This window comes from Streptomyces lucensis JCM 4490 (assembly GCF_014650035.1).
Taxonomy (GTDB): Bacteria; Actinomycetota; Actinomycetes; order Streptomycetales; family Streptomycetaceae; genus Streptomyces; species Streptomyces lucensis.
In genome coordinates, this window is record NZ_BMUE01000004.1 from 212,685 (window position 1) to 230,844 (window position 18,160).

Annotated in this window: 11 protein-coding genes; 2 read left to right on the forward strand and 9 right to left on the reverse strand. The window is 72.1% G+C overall.

The annotated features are described in order from the left end of the window. Positions 1 to 82: 82 nt before the first annotated feature. The 4 genes from IE177_RS12170 to IE177_RS12185 form a co-directional block, all read right to left on the reverse strand. Positions 83 to 2,404 carry a GH92 family glycosyl hydrolase gene (locus IE177_RS12170; RefSeq protein WP_190015285.1) on the reverse strand — a complete coding sequence of 774 codons (2,322 nt, stop codon included), beginning with the start codon at positions 2,402 to 2,404 and terminating at the stop codon, positions 83 to 85. A gap of 242 nt (positions 2,405 to 2,646) precedes the next feature. Then, the gene (gene glgC / locus IE177_RS12175; protein ID WP_190015286.1) at positions 2,647 to 3,867 is read right to left on the reverse strand and encodes a glucose-1-phosphate adenylyltransferase; all 1,221 of its coding nucleotides are present in this window, start codon (positions 3,865 to 3,867) and stop codon (positions 2,647 to 2,649) included. Positions 3,868 to 3,918: 51 nt separating this feature from the next. Beyond that, positions 3,919 to 5,082 carry a glycogen synthase gene (glgA, locus tag IE177_RS12180; RefSeq protein WP_190015468.1) on the reverse strand — a complete coding sequence of 388 codons (1,164 nt, stop codon included), beginning with the start codon at positions 5,080 to 5,082 and terminating at the stop codon, positions 3,919 to 3,921. 46 nt (positions 5,083 to 5,128) lie between these two features. Continuing rightward, on the reverse strand, positions 5,129 to 5,914 hold the full coding sequence (locus IE177_RS12185) for a (2Fe-2S)-binding protein (RefSeq protein WP_190015469.1): 786 nt from the start codon (positions 5,912 to 5,914) through the stop codon (positions 5,129 to 5,131). Between the two features lie 323 nt (positions 5,915 to 6,237). On the opposite strand from IE177_RS12185, the gene IE177_RS12190 reads away from it, so the two are divergent. Beyond that, positions 6,238 to 7,512 carry a DMT family transporter gene (locus tag IE177_RS12190; protein WP_190015287.1) on the forward strand — a complete coding sequence of 425 codons (1,275 nt, stop codon included), beginning with the start codon at positions 6,238 to 6,240 and terminating at the stop codon, positions 7,510 to 7,512. Here the strand turns inward: IE177_RS12190 and IE177_RS12195 are convergent. Then, the gene (locus tag IE177_RS12195; RefSeq protein WP_190015288.1) at positions 7,502 to 8,701 is read right to left on the reverse strand and encodes a transglycosylase family protein; all 1,200 of its coding nucleotides are present in this window, start codon (positions 8,699 to 8,701) and stop codon (positions 7,502 to 7,504) included. The genes IE177_RS12190 and IE177_RS12195 overlap by 11 nt on opposite strands. Positions 8,702 to 8,972: 271 nt before the next feature. On the opposite strand from IE177_RS12195, the gene gnd reads away from it, so the two are divergent. Further along, on the forward strand, positions 8,973 to 10,412 hold the full coding sequence (gnd, locus tag IE177_RS12200) for an NADP-dependent phosphogluconate dehydrogenase (protein WP_190015289.1): 1,440 nt from the start codon (positions 8,973 to 8,975) through the stop codon (positions 10,410 to 10,412). A 788-nt stretch (positions 10,413 to 11,200) separates the two neighbouring features. Here the strand turns inward: gnd and narI are convergent. The 4 genes from narI to IE177_RS12220 are packed head-to-tail and all read right to left on the reverse strand — an operon-like array spanning position 11,201 to position 18,018. Continuing rightward, positions 11,201 to 11,971 (reverse strand): respiratory nitrate reductase subunit gamma, encoded by a 771-nt coding sequence (gene narI / locus IE177_RS12205; RefSeq protein WP_190015290.1) that lies wholly within the window; start codon positions 11,969 to 11,971, stop codon positions 11,201 to 11,203. Further along, complete coding sequence (gene narJ, locus IE177_RS12210; protein WP_190015291.1) at positions 11,968 to 12,630, reverse strand: nitrate reductase molybdenum cofactor assembly chaperone; 663 nt, start codon at positions 12,628 to 12,630, stop codon at positions 11,968 to 11,970. Before narJ ends, narI begins: the two co-directional genes overlap by 4 nt. Then, complete coding sequence (narH, locus tag IE177_RS12215; protein ID WP_190015292.1) at positions 12,627 to 14,327, reverse strand: nitrate reductase subunit beta; 1,701 nt, start codon at positions 14,325 to 14,327, stop codon at positions 12,627 to 12,629. The genes narJ and narH overlap by 4 nt, the downstream gene beginning before the upstream one ends. A 1-nt stretch (position 14,328) precedes the next feature. Beyond that, entirely contained in the window at positions 14,329 to 18,018 is a 3,690-nt protein-coding gene (locus IE177_RS12220; protein WP_190015470.1) for a nitrate reductase subunit alpha, read from the reverse strand. Positions 18,019 to 18,160: the final 142 nt, after the last annotated feature.

The window sequence follows — 18,160 nt, forward strand, 5'->3', positions numbered from 1 at the left end:
AGTACGATCAGGCTACGTACAGTTAACGGCAGGTTAAGTCCCGCCTCACCCGGATGAGGCGGGGCCCAGGTGGCGCCTGAGGTCACCTCAGCACCGGTTGCGCGGCCTCGGGCGCCGTGCCCCACTCGGACGGGCGCGGGCCGACCGTGAACGCGAGGGTGCGCAGTGAACGCAGCGAACCGGTCGTCAGATAGGTCCGCGCGTGCGGGCGCCGGTCGGTGTGGACGGCCTGGATGTAGCGGTCGGTGCCGGAGGTTCCGGGGGCGGTGATCGTCAGCCCGCCGCTCGGCCAGTAGCGGCGGTCGAGCCTGAGGCGGACGCGGTCGAAGACCGGGGTGGACAGGCCCCAGGTGTCGTAGCCCGGCTGGATCGGGAAGAGGCCGACGGACGACAGCACGTTCCAGGCGGACATCGTGCCGAGGTCGTCGTTGCCGGTCATCCCGGTGGGGGTGTCGGTGAACAGGGTCAGGGCCGCGTGCACCACGTCGGTGGTCTTCCACGGCTGACCGGTGGCCAGGTAGGTGTAGGGCGCGATGAGGTCGGGCTCGTTCATCGGGTTGTACTTGTCGGCGTTGTAGTAGTCGTACGCGTCGCCGTGCACCCACACCTCGCGGGCGGTCCTCCCGGGATCGGCGAGCAGCCGGTCGTAGGCGAAGAAGGCGTCCAGGCGCGCGTTGGCCGCACTCTTGCCGCCGATCATCTCGACCATGCCGGGCACGTCCTGCGGGACCAGCCACTGGTACTGCCAGGCGGAGCCCTCGTGGAAACCGGTGGCGAGCGCGGGGTCGGACGGTCCGGTGAACGCGCCGGAGGCGTCGCGGGCGCGGAAGAAGCCGGTGGCCGGGTCGAAGAGACTGCGGTAGTTGCGTGACCGGGCGGCGTACCGGGCGGCGTCGTCCTCGTGGCCGAGACCGCGGGCCATCTGCGCGAGCATCGCGTCCGCGAGCGCGTACTCCAGGGTGACGGAGGCGCCGTGGTGGTAGTCGGAGTCGCCCATCTTGGCCAGGGGACGGCCCTTGACGAAGGGCGCGAAACCGCCCGCGACGTACTCGGTGTTGGCCTCGCGGCCGATGCCCGGGTACTCGGCGGGCGGCACGCCGTCGGCGTTCTTCCTCAGCGCGCGGTAGGCCCGCTCCTCGAAACCCTTGAGCAGGCCCATGTGGTAGGCCGTGGTGAGGAACGGGGTGACCGGGTCGCCGCTCATGACGTTGGTCTCGACGGGGCCGTAGCCCCACTTGGGCAGCCAGCCGCCGTCCTCGTCGACGGCGACCACCGACCGGGCCATGTCCCGGGCCTCGCGCGGCGCGAGGAGGGCGAGGAGCTGGGCCTGGGTGCGGTAGGTGTCCCACAGCGACCAGTTCTGGTAGTACGTGAAGCCGTCGGCGCGGTGGGTGCGCCGGTCCCAGCCGGTGTACCGGCCGTCGGCGTCGCTGCCGATGTTCGGCGCGAGGAACGACCGGTACAGCGAGGAGTAGAAGGTACGGCGCAGGGTGCTGGTGCCGCCCTGGACGCCGACGCCGGCCAGCCGGGCCTCCCACTGGGCGCGCGCCCGCCGGCGCACGGAGTCGAAGGGCCGGCCCCCCTCGGCGCGCAGGTTGGTGGCGGCGCCGCGCGCGTCGACGTACGACAGCGCCGTGGTCGCCTCCACCGTGCGGTCCCCGGTGGTGTCGAAGCGGACGTAGGCGCCGCCGCGCCCGCTGCGGGCGCCCGGGGCGACGGCCCGGCCGTCCCAGGTGCCGTACGCGGTGAACGGGCGGCTGAAGCGGGTGATCGTGTAGACCGTGTAGGGGCCCGTGTCCCGGCAGAAGCCGTGGCCGGTGATCTCGGTGCGCACGGTGCGGTCGTCGAGGATCTCCACCACGCCGCCGCCCGGCCTGTGCAGCGACTGGGCGGCGTTCAGCAGGACGTTGGCCTTGTCGGTGGCGGGGAACGTGTAGCGCTGGACGCCGGTGCGCCCGGTCGCGGTCAGCTCGGCGCGGATGCCGGAGTCGAGACCGACGCGGTAGTAGCCGGGGCTCGCCTCCTCGTCCTGGTGCGAGAACCCGGCCGCGTACTTGGCGTAGTCCGTCTGCGTGACGTCCCCGGTGGTGGGCAGCACGGGCAGGTCGCCGCCGATGCGGCAGCCGACGCCCGAGAGGTGGACCAGGGAGAAGCCGCGGATACGGTTCTGCGTGTAGTCGTAGCCGGTGCTGTGCCCGGTGTCCGGGGAGAGCTGCACCATGCCGAAGGGCACGGCCGCGCCGGGGAAGGTGTTGCCCTCGTTCTGGCTCCCGATGAAGGGGTTAACCAGGTCGGTGAGGTGGCCGTCGGTCCGCTCGGCGGCTCGCGCCGCGGGGGTGGCGATCAGCGCGGACGCTGCCATCACCCCGGCCAGGCACAGCCGGGTGCGCCGGGTCCCTCTCATCTCGGATGACCTCCGCAGGTTCGACGTCGTTGTCTGCATCCTGCTGGGCCGACGACGCAAACCCGGGCATCCCGGGGCCTTCGGGCGGAACGCGTCGCAGGGATCCGCGACGGAGACGGGGGGTGACGAGAGGTCAGAGGGGTGACGAGAGGTCACGGGGCCGGGCGGTCGTAAGGGTGACGGGCGGTCAGGAGGGTGACGGGCGGTCGGGGGCCGGCACGGCGCGGGCCAGGACCGTCGCCCTACGTCACCCGCCGGCCCTTCCCCAGCGCGATGACCCCGCCCCGGGAGACGGTGTACAGCTCGGCGTCCCGTTCCGGGTTGACGCCGATCGTCGCGCCCGGCGGGACGTCGACGTTCTTGTCCAGGACCGCGCCGCGGACCACGGCGCCCCGGCCGATGTGCACGTTGTCGTGCAGGACCGAGCCCTGGACGACCGCGCCCGGGTCCACCCGCACGCCGGGAGAGAGCACCGAACGGCTGACCTGACCGCGGATCAGGCAGCCCGCGCTGATGATGGACTCGCTCGCGATGCCGCCGGCGTTGAACCGGGCCGGGGAGAGCTGGTTGGAGTGGGTGTAGACGGGCCACTGGCGGTTGTACAGGTTGAAGGCGGGGCGCTCGGCGATCAGGTCCATGTGCGCCTCGTAGTAGGCGTCGAGCGTGCCGACGTCCCGCCAGTAGCCCTGGTCGCGCGTGGTCTCGCCGGGGACGTGGTTCTCGCTGAAGTCGTACAGCTGGGCCTCGCCGCGCGCGGTGAGCTGCGGCAGGATCGAGCCGCCCATGTCGTGCACCGACTGCGCGTCCTCGGCGTCGCGGTGCAGCGCCTCCACGAGGGCCTTGGTGGTGAAGACGTAGTTGCCCATCGAGGCGAACACGCACTCCGGGTCGTCGGCCAGCCCGGGCGGGTCGGCGGGCTTCTCCAGGAAGCGCTCGACCGTACGCCCGTCCGGGCCCGGTGTGATCACCCCGAAGGACGACGACTCCGCGCGGGGCACCCGGATGCCGGCCACCGTCACGCCCGCGCCGCCCTCGACGTGCTGGCGGACCATCTGCCGCGGGTCCATCCGGTAGACGTGGTCGGCGCCGAACACGGCCACGTACTCCGGCTGTTCGTCGTGGAGCAGGTTCAGCGACTGCAGGATCGCGTCGGCGCTGCCCAGGTACCAGCGCGGACCGAGCCGCTGCTGGGCCGGTACCGGGGTGACGTAGTTGCCGAGCAGGCTGGACATCCGCCAGGTGGTGGTGATGTGCCGGTCCAGCGAGTGCGACTTGTACTGCGTCAGCACGCAGATGCGCAGGACGTCGGCGTTGACCAGGTTGGAGAGCACGAAGTCGACGAGGCGGTACGTCCCGCCGAAGGTGACCGCCGGTTTGGCCCGGTCGGCGGTGAGCGGCATCAGCCGCTTGCCCTCCCCGCCCGCCAGCACGATCCCGAGAACCGAAGGCCCTCCACGACGCATGGCCGCTCCCCTCACCCTGGATGGAACCATGGATGCCCCGAGCGGGCCGGACTAAGCCTGTTTGAGGATCTCCTCGTAGAGCCCGGCCGTGCGCCGGGCCACCGCGTCCCAGCCGAACTCGCCGACGGCGCGCTCCCGTCCGGCCTCCCCCATCCGCCGGGCCGCCGCGGGATCGCCGAGGACGGCGTCGAGTGCGCGGGTCAGGCCGGACTCGAAGTCGCGGGCGTCGCCGCCCGCTTCGGCCACGTCGACCAGGAGGCCGGTGCGTCCGTGGTCCACGACCTCCGGGATGCCGCCCACCCGTGACGCGACGACCGCGGTGCCGCAGGCCATCGCCTCCAGGTTGACGATCCCCAGCGGTTCGTACACCGACGGGCAGACGAACACGGCGGCTCGGGTGAGGAGTTGGATCACCTCGGTGCGGGGCAGCATCTGCGGGATCCAGAAAACGCCCTCGCGCACCCGGCTCAGCTCCTGGTACAGCTCGCGGAACTCCAGGTCGATCTCGGGGGTGTCGGGCGCGCCCGCGCACAGCACGACCTGCGCGCCCGGGTCGATGTTCCGCACCGCGCGCAGCAGATGGGGCACGCCCTTCTGCCGGGTGATCCGGCCGACGAAGAGGACGTAGGGGCGCGCGGGGTCGATGCCGTACCGGGTGAGGGCGTCGGTGGCGTGGTCGGGGCGGTAGAGGCGGGTGTCGATGCCGTTGTGCACGACGTGGACCCGCGCCGGGTCGAGGGCCGGGTAGCAGGCGAGGATGTCGTCGCGCATCGCACCCGAGACGGCGACCACCGCGTCGGCCGCCTCCAGCGCGGTGCGCTCGGCCCAGCCCGACAGCGCGTACCCGCCGCCGAGCTGCTCGGCCTTCCAGGGGCGCAGCGGCTCCAGCGAGTGGGCGGTGACCACGTGCGGGACGCCGTACAGGAGCTTCGCGAAGTGGCCGGCGAGATTGGCGTACCAGGTGTGGGAGTGGACCAGTTCGCGGCCTTCGAGGGCGGCGGCGATCGACAGGTCCACGGAGAAGGTGCGCAGGGCGTCGTTGGAGCCGTCGAGGACGGCCCAGGGACGGTGCCGTACGACGCCCTCGGCGCGGCCCTCGCCCCAGCAGTGCACCTCCAGGTCGACCAGGGCGGCCAACTCCCGTGCCAGGAACTCCACGTGGACACCGGCGCCGCCGTACACGTCCGGGGGGTACTCCCGGGTCAGCAGTCCCACTCGCACCCGACAACTCCCTGGTCTCGTCCGCAAGTCCTCTTCATGGTCACCCAGATGCGGCGCGTGGGGAAGAGCGCGGGGGCCGGGTGAAGCAGCAGTCGCCGCACACCCCGCCGCCGGGCACCCGGTAGTACAGGCAGCAGCTGCGGCGCCGGAACGCCGTGCCGTCGCGGGCGCCGGTGGTGCGCAGCAGGGGGTGCGTGAAGAGTTCGTCCGTGAGGACGCGGACCCGTTCCGCCACGTCGGCACGGCCGTTGGCGCGGGCCCAGCGGTCCGCCTCCCGGGCCGCGCCGGCGAGCGCGGAGCCCGCGTTGCCCCGCAGCAGGCCCGCCGGAACCCCGTAGCGGCTCCGCAGTGCGGCTCCCAGGGGCTCCAGGTGCCCGTGCAGCACGGTCTCGGCGAGGGTGGCGGCGTCGCCGGGCAGCGGGCGCGGCTCGGTGAGCCACAGGTCGTCGGGGGCGGACGCCAGGGCGTCCCAGCGCAGCAGCCGCGCGTCGAGGTCCGGCAGCCGGCCGCTCAGAGCGGCACAGCCCAGGGCCACCGACCACAGCCGGGCGGCGAGGCCCTGTTGTGCGATGGAGGCGGCGACCCGCGGTTCCCGGGTGCGCAGCCGCTCCGCGACAGTGGCGACCCGCGTCGTCAGCGCGTCGCCGTGAACGCCCCCGGCCGCCCGTGCGTATGTCTCCGCGAGGGTCGGCAGCCGTCCGTCCGGGGCCGTCCGGAGGACGAAGAAACCGCCGAGCCGGCGAAGGGCGGCGAGATCAGGGGCGAGGTCGGTGTGATCAGGGTTCCGGTCGGGGTGATCAGGGTCGACGTCAGGGTGATCGGGGATGAGATCGGGGTCGGGATCGGGGGCAGGATCGGGGTCGAGGTCCACGACAGGCACTAGTACCAGACCGGCCGGGAACCGGCTCAGGGGGGCGGCTCCGGAGGGTGGGGCCCGGAAATCACCTCCCCGCGGCACCCCCCTGAGGGATGACCGCGCGCCGGGCGTACTCCATCGGCAGTAGGACGCATTGGGTGCTCAAGAACGACGACGGGAAGCCCTCGGACGGGCAGAGTGTTGGCCATGGAAGCCGACCGTCCGCCGCGCCGGGCTCAGGGTCCGCGTCACATGCGGGGCCGGGGTCCCCGCCACCCGCAGAGGAGACGCCGATGAGCGCCCTCGCGCTGTCCGTGCTCCTGTCGTTCGTCTCCGCCGTCGCCTACGCGGGTGGAGCGATCGTGCAGGAGCAGGTCGCGGTGTCCTCCTCCGGCGGCTCCTACCTGCCGCTGCGCCGGCCCGGCTGGTGGGGTGCGCTGGCACTCAACGGCCTCGGCGGCGTGCTGCACGTCGTCGCGCTGGCCTATGGCCCGCTCAGTCTGGTCCAGCCGCTCGGCGCGCTGACCATCGTCTTCGCGCTGCCCATGGCGGCGCTGTTCGTCGGCCGGAAGGCCGGCGCGACGGCCTGGCGCGGCGCCCTCATGGCCACGGTGGGCCTCGCCGGCCTGCTGTCCCTGGTCGGCTCCTCCGAGGCGCATTCCCTCGACGCCGCTCAGCGGTTGGCGGTCGCGCTGGTCACCGGCGGGGCCGTCGTGGCGCTGATGTTCGCGGGACTGGCCGCGCACCGGCACCCCGCCGTGCGCAGCGTGCTGCTCGCCACCGCCTCCGGCATCGCCTTCGGCATGTCGTCGGTGTTCACCAAGACCGTCGCCGTCGACTGGAGCGAGGGCATCGGCCTGGGCGAGCTGTCCTCCCTCGCGGTGATCGCCGTGTTCGCCGCCGCCGGTGTCCTGCTGTCCCAGGCTTCCTACCGGGGCGGCGGCCTCGCCGCTCCCCTGGCCACGTTGACCGTGGTCAACCCGGTGCTGGCCGCGGCGGTCGGCATCCTGATGTTCGGCGAGACGTTCCGCTACGGCAGCACGGGGACCGCGCTGGCGCTGGGCTGCGCCGTGGTGGCGGCGGGCGGCCTGATCATGCTGACGACCCAGCGGATGGCGGGCGCCGCGACGCCTTCGGACGCGGCGCGGCCGGACCCGGCGGAAGCGGACACGGCGGCGCTGGACCCGGCGGCGCCGGACCCCGCGGATCTGGACCCCGCGGTGGCCGGTCCGGCTCCGGCGCGGGACGTGCTTCCCGTCGTGCCCCGGCAGCGCCGGACCGCGGAATCCCGGAGCGCCGGGACGGGCGCCGCGGAGCCGCGGGAAGCGGCTCCAGGACAGCCGGACGGGCCGGCCCTCGGGCAACCGGCCGGGCCGGGCGTGCGGGAGCCGGCCGAACCGGTCCTGGAGGAGTTGCTCGTGCCGGTGCCGGAGGGCGCCGGGCAGGACACGGGGGACGGCGCACCGCCGGCCGGTCTCGTGCTCCCGGTGGCGTGCGCCGCGTTACCCCCCGGCCTCTACCTGCCGCTGCCGGTCGTGCACCGGCGCCGTACGCGCGTCAGATATTGACACCGCCGGCCCGCAGGTAGGCGAGCGGGTCGATGTCCGAACCGAAGCCGGGCCCGGTCCGCACCTCGAAGTGCAGGTGCGGGCCCGTGACGTTGCCGGTCGCGCCGGAGCGGCCGATCCGCTGGCCCAGGGCGACGCGCTGGCCGGCCCGCACCGAGATGGCGGACAGGTGCCCGTACTGGGTGTAGCGGCCGTCGGCGTGCCGGAGGACCACCTGGTAGCCGTAGGATCCGCCCCACCCCGCGGACACCACCTGCCCGGCCTCCGCCGCCTGCACGGAGGTTCCGGTCGGGACCAGGAAGTCGATGCCCGTGTGGTAGCCCTTCGACCAGTGCGAGCCGGCCGTGTGGTAGCCGGTGCCGATGGGCGCGTGCACCGGCGGGGCGAGCCTGTGACCGGCCGGGTGGTGCTTCGGCTGCGGCTTGGGCTTCGGATGGGCCTTCGGCTGGGACTTCGGCCTGGGCTTCGGTGAAGGCGCCTTCTTCCCGTGCGACTTGGTCGTGGTGTCGGGCGGGGGCGTGGCGGGCCGCAGGCTGAGCCGCTGGCCGGGCAGGATCAGGTCGGGGTCGGCGCCGATCGTCGCCCGGTTGCCGGCGTACAGCTGCCGCCAGCCGCCCTGGACATGCTGCTCCCCGGCGATGCCGGACAGGGTGTCGCCGTGCACCACCGTGTACATCTCGGCGCGGCCCGCGCGGGACTGCGGGGTGGTCTGCGGGCTCACGTCCTGCACCGGCCCGGCCTTCGCGGCACGGGTCCTCGGGGCGCTGCGCGCGGGGTGTGCGGCCGCGTCGTCCGTGTGCGGGCCGGCGCCGCCCCGGGTCAGCCCGGCCCTGACCGAGCACACCGGCCACGCTCCCGGTCCCTGCCCGTCGAGAACCTTCTCGGCGACGGCTATCTGCTGGTCCCGGGTCGCCATGTCGGCGCGCGGCGCGTAGTGGGTGCCGCCGTAGGCCTCCCAGGTGGACTGGGTGAACTGCAGTCCGCCGTAGTAGCCGTTGCCCGTGTTGATGCTCCAGTTGCCGCTGGACTCGCAGGCGGCGACCTTGTTCCAGGTGGCCGCGTCGGCGGCCTCGGCGGTTGTGGCGGCGACCAGCGGGATCGCGAGGCCGGCGCCGCCCGCCGTGACGGTGAGTGAGGCGCGGTTGATCCTGTTCGGCTGGTACCGGCGGTGCCGGCCGCGTGCGGCCATGTCCGATATCCCCTCGGCATGTGTCAGGAGCGGCAAAAGTAAGCGCCCCGAACAGGCCATGACAAGACGGAAAACCGGCCTCGCGTCGGCTCCAAGTGGCCGGGAACGGACGGTCCTTGCCCGGCATCGCCGAAGACTGAGGCACAGGGCGCCCTCCCTGCGTAATCAAGCCTGGCGGGTCGGATGTGCGCCCGCCACGGCGGCACGCAAGGATGGGCGAGGGCCCGTACTGACGGAGCCGTAGTCACGAGGCAACCAGGGAGCAGGCGGTATGAGCACTTCAGCGCAGATCGGCGTCACGGGACTGGCGGTCATGGGCCGCAACCTCGCCCGCAACTTCGCCCGCAACGGCTACGCCGTCGCCGTGCACAACCGTACGGTCTCGCGGACCAAGGCGCTGGTGGAGGAGTTCGGGCACGAGGGCGACTTCGTCGCGGCCGAGACCGCCGAGGACTTCGTGGCGGCGCTGGAACGCCCGCGCCGGCTGGTGATCATGGTCAAGGCGGGTGGGCCGACGGACGCGGTGATCGAGGAGTTCGCGCCGCTGCTGGAGCCCGGCGACATGATCATCGACGGTGGCAACGCGCACTTCGCGGACACCCGGCGCCGGGAGCGTGAGCTGCGGGAGCGGGGCATCCACTTCGTCGGCACGGGCATCTCGGGCGGCGAGGAGGGCGCGCTGCACGGGCCGAGCATCATGCCGGGCGGCTCGAAGGAGTCGTACGCCTCGCTCGGCCCGATGCTGGAGAAGATCTCCGCGAAGGCCGCGGACGGCGCCCCGTGTGTGACGCACGTGGGTCCGGACGGTGCCGGTCACTTCGTGAAGATGGTCCACAACGGCATCGAGTACGCCGACATGCAGCTGATCGGCGAGGCGTACCAGCTCCTGCGCGACGTGGCCGGCTACTCCCCCGCCCAGATCGCCGACATCTTCCGCACCTGGAACCGGGGCCGGCTGGACTCCTACCTGATCGAGATCACCGCCGAGGTGCTGTCCCACGTGGACGCGGAGACCGGCAAGCCGTTCGTGGACGTGGTGGTCGACCAGGCCGAGCAGAAGGGCACCGGCCGCTGGACGGTGCAGATCGCCCTGGACCTGGGCGTCCCGGTGTCCGGCATCGCCGAGGCGGTCTTCGCCCGCTCCCTGTCCGGCCACGCGGGGCTGCGGGACGCCTCCCGGGGCCTGGCCGGGCCGAAGGCGTCGCCGCTCGGCGAGTCGGAGGCGGCGGCCTTCGCGGACCGGGTGGAGCAGGCGCTGTACGCGTCGAAGATCGTGTCGTACACGCAGGGCTTCCACGAGATCGCGGCGGGCAGCGAGGAGTACGGCTGGGACATCGACCTCGGCGCCGTCTCCGCGATCTGGCGCGGCGGCTGCATCATCCGGGCCGCGTTCCTGGACCGCATCCGCGCCGCGTACGACGCCCGGGCCGACCTGCCGAGCCTGCTGTCGGACGAGACGTTCGCGCGGGAGATCGCGGCGGCGCAGGACGACTGGCGCGAGGTGCTGATCGCGGCGACCCGGCAGGGCGTGCCGACGCCTGGCTTCGCGGCGGCGCTCGCGTACTACGACGCGCTGCGTGCGGAGCGCCTGCCGGCGGCGCTGACGCAAGGACAGCGGGACTTCTTCGGCGCGCACACCTACCGGCGGGTGGACCGCGAGGGTTCGTTCCACACGCTGTGGGGCGGCGACCGGACCGAGGTCACGGCATAGGCGCACCCCTCTCAAGAGGCCGGTGACCAAGAGGCCCGTGACGCGGCCTGGGCCCCACTGACCGGAGCAGGCCGGTCATCCGGCCCTGGAGCCCCTCATGGTGCCGTCCGGGCCCGGAGCCGCCTGGTGAGCGGCGGGCCGGGCTCGGGGCTGGGCACCGGCTCCGGTCCCGGCGGGATCGGGGACGGTGACGGCTCCGGGGGCCCCGGTGCCGGTGGCGCGGGCGGCGGGGTCGGATCGGGGCCCGGTGCGGGCGGCGTGGGCTCGGGACCGGGGCCCGGCGGCGCGGGTTCGGGGCCCGGCTCCGGGGTCGGCACGGGGCTGGGGTACGGGTCCGGCGGGGTCGGGCCGGGGCCCGGCGTGGGAGCCGGCGGAACGGGGCCGGGGTAGGGGTTCGTCATCGCAGTCCTCCGCACGTTCGCTGGGCGTCGCCTCTGGACTACTCCCCCGCCTACCCGGCCCCCCGCTCCACACTCACCCGGGGGCGGCGCCGGACGCGTCCGGGCGGGTGACGGGGCCGGGCTCAGCCACCGGAGCCGGCCCGCGCCCTCTCCGCGCATCCGGGCGGCCTGGTGATCATCATCAGTCACGCTCAGGATCCCGGAGGTCACCGGAGCGGATCAGGTCCTGCGGGTCTTCGGCACCGTCGCCGACGCGGACGCGGTGCCGGGCGGTGCCTGAGCCGCTTCCCCGATCTCGCGATCGGCACCTTGCGCACCTGCGGCTTCGTTCCCACGCCGCGGTTCCACCTGATCGGCACTCCGGACCGCCGATGACGGGACCGACCGTCACGAACCCGTCCGTTCCCAGCCGCGGTGCGGGGCCCGGGCACCGAGTCGGACGTCGCGGCTGCGGTAGACGATGTAGGGGCGGGTGAGGTAGCCGATCGGCGCGGTGAGCATGTGGACGAGGCGGGTGAAGGGCCAGGCTGCGAAGAGCAGCATCGCGCTGATCGCGTGGAGTTGGAACAGGATGGGCGCGCCGGTCATCCGGTCCGGGTCGGGCTGGAAGTAGAAGATCGAGCGGAACCAGACGGAGATGGTCTCGCGGTAGTCGTAACCCCCGCCGACGACGTTCGCGGCCACGGTGGCGGACAGGCCGAGCACGATGGTCACGGTGAGCGAGACGTACATCGCCTTGTCATTGCGGGTGGTGGCGGAGAAGACCGGGCCGACGGTACGGCGCCGGTAGATCAGGATGGCCAGCCCGCCGAGGGTGGCGACGCCGGCGACCGTGCCGAGGACGACCGCACCCATGTGGTACATGTGCTCGCTGATCCCGGCCGCCTCGGTCCAGCTCCTGGGGATGACCAGGCCGCCGATGTGGCCGAGGAGGACGACGAGGATGCCGAAGTGGAACAACGGGCTGCCGATACGCAGCAGGCGCCGCTCGTACAGCTGGGAGGAGCGGGTGGTCCAGCCGAACTTGTCGTAGCGGTAGCGCCAGACGTGGCCGAGGACGAAGACGGCCAGGGCGACGTAGGGCAGGACGACCCAGAGCAGGATGCCGCCGGTGCCCGGCTCGGCGGCCAGGGTGAGGCGCTGCGCGGGAGCGGTCATCGGGGACCTCCTACGACGGGGTCGGGCAGGAACACCGGGGACGCGTACGGGTCCAGACCGACCTGTTCGTCGGGCGGGCCCTCGGCGGCGAGGCGCATGACGGCTTCTCGCTCGTCGCCGGCGAGCGGGGGCAGGGTGGCGGACACGGAGTCCAGGACGTGCGCCCAGGGGGAGCCGTCGTCGGTCAGGGCCAGGCGCAGCAGTTCCAGGCCGGCGCGGTGTTCGGTGAGCAGACGTCGTCCGACTTCCGGGTCCGCTGCGGCGAACTCGAGGACGACGGCGAGGTGATCGGGCAGTTCGTCGTCGTCCAGGCGCCAGCCGGCCGCCGCGTATGTCTGCTTCAACCGCAGCAGGGCGGTGCCGCGCTTCCTGGTGTCGCCGTGTGCGTAGTACGTCAGGTAGAGGCAACAGCGCTTGCGGTGGTCGAAGGTGGCCACGTAGGTGGCGGCCAGGTTCCCGGGGGCGGACTGCTCGGCGTGGGCGGTGAAGCGGAACAGGGGGCGGGCTACCGGGTCCGGCAGGGTGGCGGCGACCCGACCGGCCAGGGCGAGGCGCTGCCCGAATTCCTCGTCGGGATAGGCCAGCAACAGGGACTGGGCCTGCCAGGCGTCGGGGAGCCAGGGCTCCACTCGAGACGCGCGTGCGGTCTTCCGTTTCATGGCTTCGGCTCGGCCTCCCCACCGCTGTCCACGCCGGCGCCGCTGCCGGATGGATTGTCCGGGAACAGGCCGGGCGGAGATCCCTTGCCGTCCCAGTTGAGGAGGTTGACGCGGGTGGCCTTGTCCGTCGGGGCGGCCGGGGTGTCGGAGGTCTGCCGGTCGCGCAGGGCGTGGAAGTTCTCCACCGCGACGGGCGCGGCACCGCCGGACGTCTCACCGAAGGGGCCCGAGCCGCCCATGCCGGGGCCGCCCTCGTAGTCCAGGCTGCACTCGGTGGCCAACTCTTCGAGTTCGTGCGCCTGTTCGGCGTGGGCGGGCGGGATGACGTACCGCTCGTCGTACTTGGCCAGGGCCAGCAGCCGGTACATGTCGTACATCTGCTCCTCGCCCATGCCCACCGCCTTCGGGATGGCGGCGTTCGGCTCGCGGCCCAGGTTGATGTCCCGCATGTAGGCACGCATGGCGGCCAGGCGGCGCAGCACCGCATCCACGGGCTGTGGATCACCGGCGGTGAACAGCTGGGCAAGATAGTCGACGGGGATGCGCAGGGCCTCGACAGCGGCGAGAAGGTTCTGGTGGTCCTCGGCGTCCTGGCCGGTGTCACGGACGGCGTCGACCACCGGCGACAGCGGCGGGATGTACCAGACCATCGGCATCGTCCGGTACTCCGGGTGCAGCGGAAGCGCCACCTTGTAGGTGTTGATCAGGGCGTGGACCGGGGAGCGCTGGGCGGCCTCGATCCAGTCGCGGGGGATGCCCGCCTTCTCGGCTTCGGCGACGACCCGGGGGTCGTCGGGGTCGAGGAAGACCTTTCGCTGGGCCTCGTACAGGCCGGTCTCATCGGGGGTGGAGGCGGCTTCCAGGACGCGGTCGGCGTCGTAGAGGACGAGGCCGATGTAGCGCAGACGGCCCACGCAGGTCTCGGAGCAGACGGTGGGCAGGCCGACCTCGACCCGCGGGAAGCAGAACGTGCACTTCTCGGCCTTGCCGGTGCGGTGGTTGAAGTACACCTTCTTGTACGGGCATCCCGTGACGCACATCCGCCAGCCCCGGCAGCGGTCCTGGTCGACCAGGACGATGCCGTCCTCCTCCCGCTTGTAGATGGCGCCGGAGGGGCAGGAGGCCGCGCAGGACGGGTTGAGGCAGTGCTCGCAGATCCGCGGCAGGTAGAACATGAAGGTCTGCTCGAACTCGAACTTGACCTTCTCGGAGACCTCGTTCAGCAGGACGTCCTTCTCACTGGTCGCGGCCGAGCCGCCGAGGTCGTCGTCCCAGTTCGCCGACCAGGAGATCTTCATGTCCTTGCCGCTGATCAGGGACTTGGGGCGGGCGACCGGGGTGTGCTCCTGCAGCGGGGCGTTGGTCAGGGTCTCGTAGTCGTACGTCCAGGGCTCGTAGTAGTCGTCGAGGGACGGCAGCACCGGGTTGGAGAAGATCTGGATCAGTTTCTTGAACCGGCCGCCGGCCTTCAGCGCGAGGCGGCCCTTCTTGTTGAGTTCCCAGCCGCCCTTCCAGGTGTCCTGGTCCTCGTAGCGGCGGGGGTATCCCTGGCCGGGGCGGGTCTCGACGTTGTTGAACCACACGTACTCGACGCCGGTGCGGTTGGTCCATGCCTGTTTGCAGGTGACCGAGCAGGTGTGGCAGCCGATGCACTTGTCGAGGTTCATCACCATCGCCATCTGGGCCATGACGCGCATGTCAGTACTCCACCTCCTGGTTCTTACGGCGGCGGATGACCGTGACCTCGTCGCGCTGGTTACCGGTCGGGCCGAGGTAGTTGAAGGCGTACGACAGCTGGGCGTAGCCGCCGATGAGGTGGCTGGGCTTGATCAGCAGACGGGTGAGGGAGTTGTGGATGCCCCCGCGCCGGCCCGTGGTCTCGGTGCGGGGCACGTCGATCAGGCGGTCCTGGGCGTGGTGCATGTAGACGGTGCCCTCGGGCATGCGGTGCGAGACGACCGCGCGTGCCGCGACGACGCCGTTGCGGTTGACGGCCTCGACCCAGTCGTTGTCCTTCACGCCGGTCTTGGCCGCGTCCTGCGTGCTCATCCAGATGGTCGGCCCGCCCCGGGACAGGGAGAGCATGAACAGGTTGTCCTGGTACTCGGAGTGGATCGACCACTTGTTGTGCGGGGTGAGGTAGCGCACGGTCACGCCGAGTTCGCCCGTCTCGCCGATGCGGGGCTCGTCGAAGAGCGCGTGCATGTTCAGTGGCGGTCGGTAGACCGGGAGTTGTTCGCCCAGCGCGGTCATCCAGTCGTGGTCGAGGTAGAAGTGCTGCCGCCCGGTGAGGGTGTGCCAGGGCTTGAGACGCTCGACGTTGACGGTGAACGGGGAGTAGCGGCGCCCGCCCGTCTCCGACCCGGACCACTCCGGGGAGGTGATGACCGGCACCGGTGCGGCCTGGGTGTCGGCGAAGGTGATCCGCTTGCCCTCGTGCTCGGCGGCCAGGTCCGCGAGCTGCGTGCCCGTGCGGGCTTCGAGCGTGTGGAAGCCCTGCGTGGCGAGGTGGCCGTTGGTGGTGCCGGACAGCGCGAGGATCGCCTCACAGGCATGCGCGTCGCGGGCGATGGAGGGACGTCCGTCGGCCGCGCCGCCGCGCACGGTGCCGTTCTTGTGCCGCAGGTACTCCAGCTCGCGGTCGACCCTGAAGGTGATGCCCTTGGTGGTCGCGCCCAGGCTGTCGAGCAAGGGGCCGAGGGCGCCCATCTTGTCGGCGACGGCCGCGTAGTCGCGTTCCACCGTCACCAGCTTCGGCATCGTGCGGCCGGGGACCGGCTCGCACTCCCCCGCCTTCCAGTCGAGCACACGGCCGTGCGGGTTCGCCATCTCGTCCGGGGTGTCGTGCTGCAGCGCGGCGGCGACCACGTCCTTGCGGACGCCCAGGTGTTCGGCGGCCTGGCGGCTGAACTCCTTGGCGATGGTGTGGAAGGCGTCCCAGTCGGTGCGGGTCTTCCAGGGCGGGGCGATCGCCGGGTTGAAGGCGTGCACGAAGGGGTGCATGTCCGTGCTGGACAGGTCGTGCTTCTCGTACCAGGTGGCGGCGGGCAGGACGATGTCGGAGAAGACGGTCGTGCTGGTCATCCGGAAGTCGAGGGTGAGCAGCAGGTCGAGCTTGCCCTCGGGTGCCTCTTCCCGCCACACGACGTCGCTGGGGCGTGCGTCCGGTGGCGCCTCGGCCGCCCGGACCGAGTGGTCGGTGCCGAGCAGGTGCTTGAGGAAGTACTCGTTGCCCTTGGCGGAGGAGCCCAGCAGGTTGGCCCGCCAGATGGTCAGTACGCGTGGGAAGTTCTCGGGGGCGTCCGGGTCCTCGCCGGCGAACCGCAGCCGCCCCGCCTTCAGCTCGTCGACGATGTGTGCGGTGACCGGGCGGCCCGCGGTGTCGGCTTCGTCGGCGAGGTCGAGGGGGTTGCGGTCGAAGGTCGGGTAGGACGGCATCCAGCCCATCCGCGCCGACTGCGCGATGACGTCCGCCGTGGTCTTCCCCGCGAACGGGCCGCCCGGGCCCGGACCGGCCGCCGCGAGGGTGTCGGCGGAGAACGGGTCGTAGCGGAACTGGTCGGCGTGCAGGTACCAGTAGGCGGTCTGGATCATCTGGCGGGCCGGCCGGTTCCAGTCGGCGGCGGTCGCGATCGCCGAGTATCCGGTGATCGGGCGGACCTTCTCCTGGCCGACGTAGTGCGCCCAGCCGCCGCCGTTCACGCCCTGGCAGCCGGTCAGTGTGGTCAGCGTCAGAAACGCCCGGTAGATGGTGTCGGAGTGGAACCAGTGGTTCGTCCCCGCCCCCATGATGATCATCGAACGTCCGCCGGACTCCTCGGCGTTGGCGGCGAACTCCCGCGCGATCCGCGCCGCCTTCTGCGCGTCCACTCCGGTGATCGCCGCCTGCCAGGCCGGCGTGTACGGGGCCTCCGCGTCCTCGTACGAGGACGGCCACCGGCCGGGCAGACCGGCACGAGCCACCCCGTACTGAGCGAGCAGCAGGTCGTACACCGTGGTCACCAGCCGCCCGGCCACTCGCCGGACCGGTACTCCGCGCACTTGCCGGTCCGCGCTGCCGTCGGGGGCGTCGAAACGCGGCAGCCCGACCGCGACCGGCGCCTCGCCGCCGCCCTCGGCGGACAGCAGCGGATCGGTGCCGCCGAGGTCGAGGTTCCACCGCCCGGCGCCGGACTCGCCGTAGCGGTCGCCGAGCGTGCCATTGGGCACCACCGGCCTGCCCGTGGCCGCATCCAACAGCACCGTCCGGAACTCCGCGTGCTCGGCCTGCGCGTATGCGCCGCCGAGGTCGGCGGCGGTCAGGAACTTGCCCGGCCGGTAGGTCCCCGGCTCGCTCCCTTCCTCGTCGAGAGCGACCAGGAACGGCAGGTCCGTGTACTTCTTGACGTAGTCGGTGAAGTACGGCGTGGCCCGGTCGACGAAGAACTCCTTGAGGATCACATGCCCCATGGCCATCGCCAGCGCCCCGTCGGTGCCGGGCTGCGCCGCGAGCCACTCGTCGGCGAACTTGACGTTGTCGGCGTAGTCGGGCGACACGGCGACGACCTTCTGGCCCCGGTAGCGGGCCTCCGCCATCCAGTGCGCGTCCGGCGTACGGGTCACCGGGAGATTGGACCCCCACATGATCAGATACCCGGCGTCCCACCAGTCCCCCGACTCCGGTACGTCGGTCTGGTCGCCGAAGACCTGCGGGGAGGCGACCGGCAGGTCGGCGTACCAGTCGTAGAAGGACAGCATCGCCCCGCCGAGCAGCGAGTAGAAGCGGGCCCCGGCCGCGTGGGAGACCATCGACATCGCCGGGATCGGCGAGAAGCCGGCCAGCCGGTCCGGGCCGTACTCCTTGATCGTGTGCACGTGCGCGGCGGCGATCATCTCGACCGCCTCGTCCCAGCTCGCCCGTACCAGGCCGCCCTTGCCGCGGGCCTTCTTGTAGCGGCGGGAGCGCTCGGGGTCGGAGACGATGTCCGCCCAAGCGGCCACCGGGTCACCGAGGCGGGCCTTGGCCTCCCGGTACATCTGAAGCAGCACACCGCGTACATACGGGTAGCGGACCCGGGTGGGCGAATAGGTGTACCAGGAGAAGGCGGCGCCACGGGGGCAGCCGCGCGGCTCGTACTCGGGGCGGTCCGGACCCACGGACGGATAGTCGGTCTGCTGGGCCTCCCACGTGATGATGCCGTCCTTGACGTACACCTTCCACGAGCACGAACCGGTGCAGTTCACGCCGTGCGTGGAGCGCACCACCTTGTCGTGCGACCAACGGTCCCGGTAGAACTCGTCCGCCTGGCGGCCACCGCTCCTGTGCAGGGTCCGCAGGTCGTCGGAGACCTCCGCCCGAGTGAAGAAGCGGCGACTGCGCACCAGCGCCTCCGCCAGATCGCCGTCCATGCCCGCCCGTGTCCGTTGCGGGCTGGTCTCCGTGCTCACCGTGCCACTCCGCTCCGGGCGCCGCCGCCCGTTCGAATCGTGATCGGTCCCGGCTGTTGGCGACTCTACGACCGCTGTCCCCCGGAACGTCAACAGCCACTCC

Coding starts and splice junctions, on each gene's coding strand:
- IE177_RS12170 (WP_190015285.1), bottom strand. CDS start 2,404: ATGAGAGGGACCCGGCGCACCCGGCTGTGCCTGGCCGGGGTGATGGCA.
- glgC (WP_190015286.1), bottom strand. CDS start 3,867: ATGCGTCGTGGAGGGCCTTCGGTTCTCGGGATCGTGCTGGCGGGCGGG.
- IE177_RS12190 (WP_190015287.1), top strand. CDS start 6,238: ATGAGCGCCCTCGCGCTGTCCGTGCTCCTGTCGTTCGTCTCCGCCGTC.
- IE177_RS12195 (WP_190015288.1), bottom strand. CDS start 8,701: ATGGCCGCACGCGGCCGGCACCGCCGGTACCAGCCGAACAGGATCAAC.
- gnd (WP_190015289.1), top strand. CDS start 8,973: ATGAGCACTTCAGCGCAGATCGGCGTCACGGGACTGGCGGTCATGGGC.
- narI (WP_190015290.1), bottom strand. CDS start 11,971: ATGACCGCTCCCGCGCAGCGCCTCACCCTGGCCGCCGAGCCGGGCACC.
- narJ (WP_190015291.1), bottom strand. CDS start 12,630: ATGAAACGGAAGACCGCACGCGCGTCTCGAGTGGAGCCCTGGCTCCCC.
- narH (WP_190015292.1), bottom strand. CDS start 14,327: ATGCGCGTCATGGCCCAGATGGCGATGGTGATGAACCTCGACAAGTGC.
- IE177_RS12220 (WP_190015470.1), bottom strand. CDS start 18,018: ATGGACGGCGATCTGGCGGAGGCGCTGGTGCGCAGTCGCCGCTTCTTC.